Annotated in this window: 8 protein-coding genes and 1 riboswitch; all 8 genes read right to left on the minus strand. The window is 71.5% G+C overall.

Going from position 1 to position 11,523, the window contains the following annotated elements; all coding sequences use genetic code 11:
• The 8 genes from cobO to ACP4J3_RS18070 all read right to left on the minus strand — a co-directional run bounded on the left by cobO (position 1) and on the right by ACP4J3_RS18070 (position 11,499).
• Positions 1-600, minus strand: coding sequence for a cob(I)yrinic acid a,c-diamide adenosyltransferase (gene cobO, locus ACP4J3_RS18035; protein WP_426535504.1), 600 nt, complete (start codon positions 598-600; stop codon positions 1-3).
• The gene (locus tag ACP4J3_RS18040) at positions 600-2,603 is read right to left on the minus strand and encodes a putative cobaltochelatase (RefSeq protein ID WP_426535506.1); all 2,004 of its coding nucleotides are present in this window, start codon (positions 2,601-2,603) and stop codon (positions 600-602) included. The genes cobO and ACP4J3_RS18040 overlap by 1 nt, the downstream gene beginning before the upstream one ends.
• Positions 2,600-6,256: a cobaltochelatase subunit CobN gene (gene cobN, locus ACP4J3_RS18045; RefSeq protein ID WP_426535508.1), complete on the minus strand. Its 3,657-nt coding sequence runs from the start codon at positions 6,254-6,256 to the stop codon at positions 2,600-2,602. Before cobN ends, ACP4J3_RS18040 begins: the two co-directional genes overlap by 4 nt.
• Positions 6,253-7,764, minus strand: coding sequence for a cobyric acid synthase (locus tag ACP4J3_RS18050; RefSeq protein ID WP_426535510.1), 1,512 nt, complete (start codon positions 7,762-7,764; stop codon positions 6,253-6,255). The genes cobN and ACP4J3_RS18050 overlap by 4 nt, the downstream gene beginning before the upstream one ends.
• The gene (locus tag ACP4J3_RS18055) at positions 7,761-8,702 is read right to left on the minus strand and encodes a cobalamin biosynthesis protein (RefSeq protein ID WP_426535512.1); all 942 of its coding nucleotides are present in this window, start codon (positions 8,700-8,702) and stop codon (positions 7,761-7,763) included. The genes ACP4J3_RS18050 and ACP4J3_RS18055 overlap by 4 nt, the downstream gene beginning before the upstream one ends.
• 102 nt (positions 8,703-8,804) lie before the next feature.
• A riboswitch (cobalamin riboswitch) is annotated at positions 8,805-8,944 on the minus strand.
• A gap of 118 nt (positions 8,945-9,062) precedes the next feature.
• Positions 9,063-9,284, minus strand: a complete 222-nt coding sequence (locus ACP4J3_RS18060) for a hypothetical protein (RefSeq protein WP_426535514.1) — start codon at positions 9,282-9,284, stop codon at positions 9,063-9,065.
• A 58-nt stretch (positions 9,285-9,342) separates the two neighbouring features.
• Positions 9,343-10,587: an anion permease gene (locus ACP4J3_RS18065; RefSeq protein WP_426535516.1), complete on the minus strand. Its 1,245-nt coding sequence runs from the start codon at positions 10,585-10,587 to the stop codon at positions 9,343-9,345.
• Between the two features lie 153 nt (positions 10,588-10,740).
• On the minus strand, positions 10,741-11,499 hold the full coding sequence (locus ACP4J3_RS18070; protein WP_426535518.1) for a lysozyme: 759 nt from the start codon (positions 11,497-11,499) through the stop codon (positions 10,741-10,743).
• Between the last annotated feature and the right edge of the window lie 24 nt (positions 11,500-11,523).

Consider the following 11,523-nt stretch of genomic DNA (forward strand, 5'->3'; position numbering starts at 1 on the left):
TCACCACTCGATGCCTCGCTGGCCCTTCTGGCCCGCGTCCATCGGATGCTTGACCTTGGACATGTCGGTCACGAGATCGGCGAAGTCGACCAGCTTCTCGGGCGCGTTCCGCCCGGTGATCACGACATGCTGGGCACCCGGCCGACTGCGAAGCACGTCGATCACCTCATCGGTGTCGACCCACCCCCAGTGCATCGGGTACGCGAACTCGTCCAGCACATACAGCTTGTACGTCTCGGCGGCGAGGTCCCGCTTGACCTGCTCCCAGCCCTCCCGGGCCTTCTCCTCGTTGTCCATCTGCTGGTCCCGCTGAACCCAGGACCACCCCTCGCCCATCTTGTGCCAGTCGACGGACCCGCCCTCCCCGGACGCCCCCAGCACCCGCAGCGCGTTCTCCTCGCCGACCTTCCACTTGGCCGACTTCACGAACTGGAACACCCCGATCGGCCACCCCTGGTTCCAGGCCCGCAGCGCGAGCCCGAAAGCGGCGGTGGACTTCCCCTTGCCCACCCCTGTATGCACGACGACCAGCGGCCGATTGCGCCGCTGCCGCGTCGTCAGCCCGTCATCCGGTACGACACTCGGCTGTCCCTTGGGCATTACGCGGCCCTCCTCTGTACGTCCTTCACCAGCCCGGCGATCGACTCCGCCCGCAGCTCGTCCAGCGTCACGGCCGTACCCCCCAGCTCACCGGCCAACTGCCCGGCCAGCCCCAGCCGCACGGGCCCCGACTCACAGTCGACGACCACGGACGCGACGCCTTCCGCAGCGAACAGCCGAGCCGACCGCCCCGCCAGCGCCACCGGCTCCGGACCACCCGTCGCCCGCCCGTCGGTCACGACCACGACCAGCGCCCGCCGAGCCGGATCCCGCAGCCGCTCCACCCGCAGCACCTCATGGGCGCGCAGCAACCCCGCCGCGAGCGGCGTCCGCCCACCCGTCGGCAGCGACTCCAGCCGAGCCGCCGCCGCGTCCACGGACGAGGTCGGCGGCAACGCCACATCGGCGGCCGACCCCCGGAACGTCACCAGCCCCACCTTGTCCCGCCGCTGATACGCGTCCAGCAACAACGACAGCACGGCCCCCTTCACCGCGCTCATCCGCTGCCGGGCCGCCATCGACCCGGAGGCGTCCACGACGAACAGCACGAGATTGCCCTCGCGCCCCTCCCGGACCGCCTGCCGCAGATCGTCCCGGCGCACCACCAGCCCACGCCCCGACCGCCCCCGGGCCCGCTGATGCGGCGCCGCCGCCTGCACGGTGGCCGCCAAGTGCAGCTTGGTCAGCGCCCCCTGGGGCCGCCGGGCCCCCGTGGTCCGCCCGTGCTCGGTCCGCGCCCGCGAACGCCGCCCGGCGGCACCCTCACCGATGCCCGGCACGCTCAGCACCTTGGTACGGAAGGGTTCCGACGCCCGTACGGGAGTCTGCTCACCGGCCCCGGAGGCCTGCGGCTCCCCGTCCTCGCCGGCCTCGGGACGGGCGCCGGAGCCGCCATCGCTCTGCGGCCCCTCGGCGGGCGGCTGCCCACCACCCCCACCGGGCCCATCCGGATCAGGATCAGAATCCGGATCCGGATCCTCGTCCTCGGAGCCCCCGAACTCCTCCAGGGTCTCGTCCAGCTTGTCCTCGTCGAGGCCGGGCGCGTCGAAGGGATTGCGCCGCCTGCGGTGCGGCAGCGCGAGCAGCGCCGCCTGCCGGACGTCCTCGGCGAGCACATCGGTCCGCCCGGCCCACGCCGCCAGCGCGGTGGCCGTACGCGCCATCACGATGTCGGCCCGCATCCCGTCCACCTCGAACGCGGCACAGGTCGCCGCGATCTGCCGCAGCGCCCCGTCCCCCAGCCGCACCGACGGCAGCAACTCCCGTGCGGCGACGATGCGTTGACGTACGGTGGCCTCCTCGTCCGCCCACCGCGTGGCGAAGGCGTCGGGATCGTCGTCGTAGGCCAGCCGCCGCCGTACGACCTCCACCCGCTGGTCCGGCTCCCGCGAGGCCGCGACCTCGACGGTCAGCCCGAACCGGTCGAGCAACTGCGGGCGCAGCTCGCCCTCCTCGGGGTTCATGGTGCCGACGAGGAGGAAACGGGCGGCGTGCCGGACCGAGACGCCCTCGCGCTCGACGTACGACGCGCCCATCGCCGCCGCGTCCAGCAGCAGGTCGACCAGATGGTCGTGGAGGAGGTTGACCTCGTCCACGTACAGGATTCCGCGGTGGGCGTCGGCGAGCAGCCCCGGCTCGAAGGCCTTGACGCCCTCGGCCAGCGCCCGCTCGATGTCCAGCGCGCCGACCAGCCGGTCCTCCGAGGCGCCGACGGGGAGTTCGACCATGCGGGCGGGGCGGCGGGTGCCGGGGCCCGTCTGCGCGTGCGGTCCGTCGGGGCACGCGGGGTCGGGGGCGGCGGGGTCGCACGAGAAACGGCACCCCGGGAGCACCGGCACCTGCGGCATCAGCGCCGACAGCGCCCGTACGGCGGTCGACTTGGCGGTGCCCTTCTCGCCGCGCACCAGCACACCGCCGACCGCCGGGGACACGGCGTTCAGCAGCAGCGCGAGCCGCAGGTCGTCCTGGCCGACAACGGCCGTAAAGGGGAAGGGGGTGGTCACTTCTCGTCGCCCTCCAGGTCGCCTTCCAGCTCCAGGTAGGTGGCGCGCAGCCGCTCCAGCGTGTCGGCGTCCGGCTCGGCCCACAGCCCGCGGTCGGCGGCCTCAAGAAGCCGCTCGGTGATGCCGCGCAGCGCCCACGGGTTGGACTTCTTCATGAAGTCCCGGTTCTCGGCGTCGAAGACGTACTCCGCGCTGAGCTTCTCGTACATCCAGTCGTCGACCACGCCCGCGGTGGCGTCGTACCCGAAGAGGTAGTCCACGGTCGCCGCCATCTCGAAGGCGCCCTTGTAGCCGTGCCGGCGCATGGCCGCCATCCAGCGCGGGTTGACCACGCGGGCGCGGAAGACACGGTGGGTCTCCTCGCCGAGCGTCCGCGTCTTCACCTGGTCGGGAGTGGCGCTGTCACCGACGTACGCCTCCGGGTTGGCGCCCGTCAGATGCCGCACCATGGCGACCATGCCGCCGTGGTACTGGAAGTAGTCGTCGGCGTCGACCAGGTCGTGCTCACGGGTGTCGACGTTCTTCGCGGCGACCGCGATCCGCTTGAACGCGGTCTCCATGTCCCCGCGCGCCGCCCGCCCGTCGAGCCCGCGCCCGTAGGCGTAGCCGCCCCAGACCGCGTACACCTCGGCCAGGTCGGCGTCCGAGCGCCAGTTGCGGGCGTCGATCAGCGGCAGCAGACCGGCGCCGTACGCCCCCGGCTTCGACCCGAAGATACGAGCCGTGGCCCTGCGCCGGTCGCCGTGCCCGGCGGTGTCCTCGTCGGCGTGCGCCTTCACGAAGTTGCTCTCGGCCGGTTCGTCCAACTCGGCGACCTTGCGCACGGCGTCGTCGATCAGGCCCACGACGTGCGGGAACGCGTCCCGGAAGAACCCGGAGATGCGGACGGTGACGTCGATGCGCGGGCGTCCCAGCTCCGCCAGGCCGATCACCTCGAAGCCGGTCACCCGGCGCGAGGCGTCGTCCCACACCGGACGGCAGCCCAGCAGCGCCAGGATCTCGGCGATGTCGTCGCCCTGGGTGCGCATCGCGGACGTACCCCACACCGTCAGGCCGACGGACTTCGGGTACTCGCCGGTGTCCTGGAGGTATCGCTGGACGAGGGAGTCGGCGAGCGACTGCCCGACCTCCCAGCTCAGCCTGGACGGGATCGCCTTGGGGTCGACGGAGTAGAAGTTCCGGCCGGTGGGCAGGACGTTGACCAGTCCGCGCGTCGGGGAGCCGGACGGGCCCGCCGGGACATAACCGCCGTCGAGCGCCTTGAGGATGTGGCCGATCTCGTCGGTGGTACGGGCGAGGCGGGGCACGACCTCGGTGCAGGCGAACTCCAGCACGGCCACCGCGTCCGGGAGTTCGGTGCCGAGGACGTCACGGACGAGGACGGGGGCCCGAGACACCGCCCAGTCGTTGGACTCCATTCCCTCCGCGATCCGCCGGCACAGTTGCTCCAGCAGATCGATGGTGTCGGCGGCCGTGCGGGACGGACCCTCGACCAGATCCGTCAGCTCCACCGGCACCTTCACCGGAGCTCCCGGCTCGGCCAGCAATTCCTTCTCCACCAGCCCGAAATGAGCGGCCAGCGCCGCCCGCAGCCCCGGCAGCGCGTTCGCCTGCCCGCCCCACACCTGCGAGGCGCGCAGCACGGCGAGCACCAGGTTCACGCGGGGCTCGCCGACCGGACCGCCACCCAGAATGTGCAGACCATCCCGGATCTGCACGTCCTTGATCTCGCACAGATAACCGTCGATGTGCATGACGAACTCGTCGAACTCGTCGTCCTCCGGCTGCTCGTCCACATGCAAGTCGTGGTGCAGTTCGGCGGCCTTGACCAGCGTCCAGATCTGGGCGCGCACGGCCGGCGCCTTCGTCGGGTCCAGGTCGGAGACGAGCGCGTACTCGTCGAGCAGCTGCTCCAGCTTGGCCAGGTCGCCGTAGGTGTCGGCGCGTGCCATCGGCGGCACCAGGTGGTCGACGACGGTGGCGTGGCCGCGGCGCTTGGCCTGGGTGCCCTCGCCGGGGTCGTTGACGATGAACGGGTAGATCAGCGGCAGATCACCGAGGACGGCGTCCGGGGCGCACCCTCCGCTGAGCCCGAGGCCCTTGCCCGGCAGCCACTCCATCGTGCCGTGCTTGCCCATGTGCACGATCGCGTCGGCGCCGAAGCTGTTCTCCAGCCACCGGTACGCCGCCATGTAGTGGTGCGACGGCGGCATGTCCGGGTCGTGGTAGATCGCGATCGGGTTCTCGCCGAAGCCGCGCGGCGGCTGGATCATCACGACGACGTTCCCGAACCGGAGGGAGGCCAGGACGATGTCGTCCCCGTCGACGTACAGCGAACCCGGCGGCTCGCCCCAGGCCTCGGTCATGGCGTCCTTCAGCTCCGGGTCGAGCTTGTCGAACCACGCCCGATAGTCGGCCAGCGGCACGCGCGCGGGCGCCGCGGCCAACTGCTCCTCGGTCAGCCACTCGACGTCGTGACCGCCCGCCTCGATGAGCCGGTGGATCAGCTCGTCGCCGCCCGCCGGGTACTCGGTGAGGCCGTAACCGGCGTCCCTGAGCGCGTCCAGCACCCGCACGGCCGACGCGGGCGTGTCGAGGCCGACGGCGTTGCCGACACGCGAGTGCTTGGTCGGGTAGGCGGTGAAGACGAGCGCCAGCTTCTTGTCGGCGTTCGGCTTGTGCCTCAACCGCGCATGCCGTACGGCGATCCCGGCGACGCGCCCGGCCCGCTCGGGGTCGGCGACATACACGGGAACGTCGTCGGGGCCCTGCTCCTTGAAGGAGAAGGGGACGGTGATGAGGCGGCCGTCGAACTCGGGGATCGCGACCTGCATCGCCGCGTCCATGGGGGAGAGGGCGGCGTCGGACTCGTCCCAGACCGCCCGGGACGACGTGAGGCAGAGCCCCTGCAGCACCGGCACGTCGAGGTCGGCCAGCGCCCCGATGTCCCACGCCTCCTCGTCGCCGCCCGCAGAGGCCTGCGAGGCGTGCGTGCCGCCGGCGGCGAGGACGGTGGCGACCAGGGCGTCGGCCTTGGCGAGGATCTCGTAGAGCCCCTCGTCCGCGCCGCGCAGCGAACCGCAGTACACGGGAAGGGCGTTGGCGCCGTGTGCCTCGACGGCGTCGCACAGGGTGTCCACGAAGGCGGTGTTGCCGCTGAGCTCATGGGCCCGGTAGAAGAGCACACCGACGGTCGGGCGGCCCTCGACGAAGGGACGCTCGCCGTGGACGCCGTACTCCGGCATCTTCCGCGGCTCGACGAACCCCTCGCCCGTCAGCAGCACGGTGTCGGAGAGGAACCGGGCGAGCTCGGTGAGGTTGGCGGGCCCGCCCTCCACGAGGTACTTCAGCGCCTCGGCCACCACACCGGCCGGGACGGACGACTCGGCCATCAACTCCGCGTCCGGCACGGCCTCGCCGCCCAGCAGCACGGTCGGGACGCCCGACGCCTTGAGCGCCGCGAGCCCGTCCTCCCAGGCCCGCTTGCCGCCCAGCAGCCGTACGACGGCGATGTCCGCGCCGTCGAGCAGAGCCGGCAGCTCGGTCTCGGTGTCCACGCGGGTCGGGTTGCCGATCCGGTAGTCGGCACCGGAGGCGGCGCGGGCCGCCAGCAGATCCGTGTCGGCGGTCGACAACAACAACACAGTGCTCATACGGGCGCTCCCGGTGGAATGAAAGGCAGTCCTTGCGGCGCGCCCGACTCGATGAGCCGCCAGAGCGCGTCCGTGTCCGCGTGCTGTTCGATCAGATCGCCGAGCCGGTCCAGCTGCTCCTCGCGCAGCGCGGCGAACGAGGTGTCGGGGGCCGGCACGAAGCGGCGGCCCGCGGCGGCGGCCACCTCGCGCAGGAAGGCCCGCCGGAAGCCGTCCGACTCCAGCGAGCCGTGCCAGTGGGTGCCCCAGGTCTGGCCGACCCGGCAGCCGTCCAGGAAGGGATCGCCGCCCGATATCTCGGCGACTCCGTGATGGATCTCGTATCCCTCGACCGCCTCACCCAGGGCCTTGCCCACCGGCCGCGTGAGGGTCTTCTCCCGGGCGAACCGCACCCGCACGGGCAGCACCCCGAGCCCTTCCACGTGCCCCCGCCGGCTCTCGACCTCGTCCTCGATGTGCTTCCCGAGGACCTGGAAGCCACCACAGATCCCGAGGACCGGTCGCTGCTCGGCGGCCCTGCGGACCAGGGCCTCGGCCAGCCCGCGCTCGCGCAGCCACTCCAGTGCGCGGACGGTCCCCCGGGTGCCGGGCACGACCACCAGGTCCGCGTCGGCCAGCTCCTCCGGCCGGTCCACGAACCGCACGACGACGCCCGGTTCGGCGGCGAGGGCGTCCACGTCGGTGAAGTTGGACATCAGGGGGACGGCACAGACGGCGACCCGCAGTACGTCCTCGCCGACGGGCGGGGCGAGGTTCGACTCCCGGACCGTCCCGCGCAAAGAAACGCGCAGCCCGTCCTCCTCGTCGATCCCGAGCCCGTGCCGGAAGGGCAGGACGCCGTAGGTGTGCCGTCCGGTGAGCCCGTGGAGCATGTCGAGGCCGGGTTCGAGCAGCGAGACGTCGCCGCGGAACTTGTTGACGAGGAACCCGGCGATCAGCCTCTGGTCCTCTTCCGACAGCAGCGCGACGGTCCCGAAGAAGGAGGCGAAGACACCGCCGCGGTCGATGTCGCCCACGACCAGCACGGGCAGCCCGGCATTGCGGGCGATCCCCATGTTCACGATGTCGGTGCGCCGCAGATTGATCTCGGCCGGACTCCCCGCCCCCTCACAGATCACCGCGTCATACGTGCCCCGGAGTTCGGCAAGACAGTCGAGCACGGTGCCGAGCAGCTTCTGCTGCCGCCCGCCGTGGTACCCGCGCGCGCTCAGCTCACCGACCGGCTTGCCGAGCAGCACGACCTGGCTGCTCTGCTCGCCACCGGGCTTGAGCAGCACGGGATTCATGAGTGCGGTCGGCTCGACGCGGCAGGCCTGCGCCTGCATGGCCTGCGCCCGCCCGATCTCGGCACCCTCTTGGGTGACGAACGAGTTGAGGGACATGTTCTGCGCCTTGAACGGCGCGACCTTCACGCCCTGCCGCACCAGCCACCGGCAGATCCCGGCCGTGACGACGCTCTTGCCGGCGTCGGAGGTGGTCCCGGCGACCAGCAGCCCACCGCCCGTCATGACGTACGCCCCTTCGCGACACGGCGCGCGGCGACACAGACGCCGAGCGCCAGCCAGCCGACGCGCTGCGACAGCCGTACGGCACGTTCGATGTCGGCCGTGCCGACGCTCCGCCCGGATGCGTTGAGCACGGGCCGGTGCTCGACCCGCCCGCCGTAGGACAGCGTCCCGCCGAGCCGGACCCCGAGCGCCCCGGCGAACGAGGCCTCGACGGGCCCGGCGTTGGGGCTCGGGTGCTTGGCGGCATCGGTACGCCAGGCCCGTACCGCTCCACGGGGATCACTTCCGGCGACGGCGGCGAGTACGGCGGTCAGCCGTGCCCCCGGCCAGCCGGCCAGGTCGTCGAGCCGGGCCGAAGCCCAGCCGTAGCGCCGGTACTTGGGCGACTTGTGCCCGACCATGGCGTCGAGCGTGTTCACGGCCCGGAACCCGAGGAGTCCCGGCACCCCGCCGACGGCCCCCCACACGAGCGCCCCCACCACCGCGTCGGAGGTGTTCTCGGCCACGGACTCCACGACCGCGCGCGCGATCCCGTCCGCGTCCAGCGCCTGCGGATCCCGCCCGCACAGATGCGGCAGCCGCGCCCGCGCCGCCTCGACGTCCCCCGCCTCCAGGGCCCGTCCGATGACCCGCGCCTCCCGGGCGAGTGAAGTCCCGCCGACGACGGCCCAGGTGGCGGCGCCGGTCAGCGCGACGGCAGCGGCGGGAGACGTACGTACGACACGCGCGGCGAGCGCCCCGGCGGCGACGGCGCCACCGGCGCACACGGCGGTGTGCATCACACCCCACGCGCGGTCGTCGCGCCACAACACCTTCTCGACGGCACCGGCGGCCCGGCCGAACGCGGCGACCGGATGCCCCCGGCGTGGATCGCCGAGCAGCAGATCGCCGAGGAGCCCGGCGGCGGCGCCGTACGCGAAAACGCGATCGGCTCGCATCGGGGTCAGCCGACCGTGAGGTCAGACGTGGGTCCGCAGTTGCGTGTCGAGCGGCAGGCGAGCATCGCGTTGTGTCCTCACTCAGGGTGTCCACGCCCTGGTTCGACGAGACCGGCGGTGAGAGTTCCTGGCTCCCGGGGCTTACTACCCCGGTGACAGTGGCGGGACCGCGCCGGATTCTCACCGGCTTCCTCTCCTGCCGCCGTACTTGGCCCCGGAAGTCCACCACGGCGTTGGAACGGGCGTCAACTTGCCGTTGACCTGCGACGGGAGAGTGTGCGAAGGCCCACACAGCAGTGAGGTGCGGGACGGTTGTCCGTCCCGCACCTCGGGTGCTTCAGGTGGTGCGTGTGGTGTGGTTCAGGCCACGATCAGATAGATCCCGTACGCCACCGCCGCCGCGCACGCCGCGAAGCACGTGTACGCGCCGGTGACCGCGAGGGCGGCCGAGCCGCCCTGGGCCGAGGCCTTCTCCTGGCGGGACAGGCCCGCGATGCCGAGGGTGAACAGGCCCACCAGGGCCACCGTGACCACGAGGCTGACGCCGAAGACGGAGCCGAGGGCCGCCCAGTCGATCTTCATGGTTCTTCTTTCCTGAGTAAGTCCGAGTGAGCCTGAGTGAGGGGAGTGACCGGGCGGGTCAGACCGTGGCCTGGGACGGCGCCGACTCGGTGGTCGACGCGGCCGGGATCGTGGTCGCCAGTTCCTCGGCCGCCGCGTTCGCGGGGACCGCCGGGGGCGGGGTCACGGCGGCGATGGCGGTGGTGACCACGCCGGGCGACTCCTCGCTCTCGTTGACGTTGGTGTGGTCGACGACCTCGCGGCGGGAGACCTTCCAGATCGCGGCGCTGGAGGCGATCAGGAAGACGGCGACCACGGCCGTGCCCCAGCTTCCGAGGCCCGTCACGTACTCCGCGAGCGCGGCGACCAGGGCGGCGGCCGGGAGGGTCAGGCCCCAGGCGACGAACATCCGGGTGGCCGTGGACCAGCGGACGACGCCGCCCTTGCGGCCGAGGCCGGCGCCCATCACCGAACCGGAGACGGAGTGCGTGGTGGACAGGGAGAAGCCGAGGTGGGAGGAGGCCAGGATGACCGTGGCGGCGCTGGTCTGGGCGGCGAAGCCCTGCTGCGGCTGGAGGTCGGTCAGGCCCTTGCCCATGGTGCGGATGATGCGCCAGCCGCCGAGGTAGGTGCCGAGCGCGATGGCCAGGCCCGCGGAGAGGATGACCCACATGGGCGGGTCGGAGTCGGGGGCGACGGCGCCGCCGGCGACCAGGGCGAGGGTGATGACGCCCATCGTCTTCTGCGCGTCGTTGGTGCCGTGCGCGAGGGACACCAGGCCGGCGGAGGCGATCTGGCCGCTGCGGTAGCCCTTGGCGGCGGCCTTGCCGTCGGCCTTCTTGCCGAAGGTGTACGTCAGGCGCGTGGCGAGCAGCGCGGCGATGCCCGCGACCAGCGGGGCGGCGATCGCCGGGATCAGCACCTTGGTGACCAGCACGTCGCCGTGGACCGCGCCGATGCCGGCCGAGGCGATGGTGGCGCCGATCAGACCGCCCATCAGGGCGTGCGAGGAACTGGAGGGCAGGCCCACCAGCCAGGTGAGCAGATTCCAGAGGATCGCACCGACCAACGCGGCGAAGATGACCTCGGGACGGATGCCGGTCTCGTCGACGAGACCTTTGGAGATCGTGTTGGCGACCTCCACGGAGAGGAAGGCGCCGACAAGGTTCAGTACGGCGGACATGGCCACCGCGACCTTGGGCTTGAGCGCACCGGTCGAGATGGTGGTGGCCATCGCGTTGGCGGTGTCGTGGAAACCGTTCGTGAAATCGAACGCGAGTGCGGTCACGACCACAATCGCGAGGATCAGCGAGAAGTTTTCCATTTACCCAGGCAATCGTTCGAGGTCATTGGCCGGACGAACGTAGGTAACCTGGGTGAACGAAAGGTGAACTGAGGGGGGCCGCACGGTGTCCTGGGGTGCCGGAAGGGGAGACCTTCGGTCCGCCGGTCGGTGTACGGCCCAAGCGTCGCCCGGCTAGTAGCCCCGGGCGAACTTCCTCAACTGGGCCATGGAGCCGTTGAAGAGATTTTGGTCACCCGGCAGGCTGCCGCCGTTGTCGTACTGCCAGAAGGTCCAGAACCGCCATCCGGCCGGCATCGTGCCCGCGGTCGAGGAGTTGTAGCGGGCTATCCACAGGGCGTGGTTGGAGGCGAAGGCGCGGCTGGTGCCGGTGCAGGTGTTCCACCAGTGGGTGGTGGTGTAGATCACCGGGCGGCGGCCGGTCAGTCGTTTCACCTCGTCGCTGAAGGACTGGATCCAGTTGACCATCTTCGCCTTGCTCAGCCCGTAGCACTTGTGCTTGCTGTACGGGTTGTACTCGATGTCGAGGGCGGGCGGCAGGGTCCAGCCGTCCGACCGCCAGCCGCCGCCGTTGCGTACGAAGAACGCGGCCTGGGTCCTGCCCGACGACTTGTTCGGCACGGCGAAGTGGTACGCGCCGCGGACCAGGCCCGCGTTGCGGGAGCCGTTGTACTGCCGGCCGAAGTAAGGGTTGCGGTAGGTGTGGGACTCGGTCGCCTTGACGTAGACGAACTTGGCGCCCTTCGCCTTCGAGCTCTGCCAGTTGACGTCCTTCTGGTGCGAGGAGACGTCGTGGCCCTTGGGCTTGCTCGCGGCCGCGGCCGGGATCTCGGCGAGGGCGGTTCCGCTGAGGGTGAGGGCCGCCACGGATATCGCTACGAGGCGGGAGCGGTGACGGGAGCGGTGACGGGACGGTTTGCGATCACGAGCCATATTTCCCCCCGGAATGGCGACGTG

The sequence above is a fragment of the Streptomyces sp. UG1 genome (genome assembly GCF_049974585.1).
Classification (GTDB): Bacteria; Actinomycetota; Actinomycetes; order Streptomycetales; family Streptomycetaceae; genus Streptomyces.

Excerpts from the sequence above, each read along its gene's own strand:
- ACP4J3_RS18060 (WP_426535514.1), bottom strand. The coding sequence starts at position 9,284 with ATGAAGATCGACTGGGCGGCCCTCGGCTCCGTCTTCGGCGTCAGCCTC.
- ACP4J3_RS18065 (WP_426535516.1), bottom strand. The coding sequence starts at position 10,587 with ATGGAAAACTTCTCGCTGATCCTCGCGATTGTGGTCGTGACCGCACTC.
- cobN (WP_426535508.1), bottom strand. The coding sequence starts at position 6,256 with ATGAGCACTGTGTTGTTGTTGTCGACCGCCGACACGGATCTGCTGGCG.
- ACP4J3_RS18050 (WP_426535510.1), bottom strand. The coding sequence starts at position 7,764 with ATGACGGGCGGTGGGCTGCTGGTCGCCGGGACCACCTCCGACGCCGGC.
- ACP4J3_RS18070 (WP_426535518.1), bottom strand. The coding sequence starts at position 11,499 with ATGGCTCGTGATCGCAAACCGTCCCGTCACCGCTCCCGTCACCGCTCC.
- ACP4J3_RS18055 (WP_426535512.1), bottom strand. The coding sequence starts at position 8,702 with ATGCGAGCCGATCGCGTTTTCGCGTACGGCGCCGCCGCCGGGCTCCTC.
- cobO (WP_426535504.1), bottom strand. The coding sequence starts at position 600 with ATGCCCAAGGGACAGCCGAGTGTCGTACCGGATGACGGGCTGACGACG.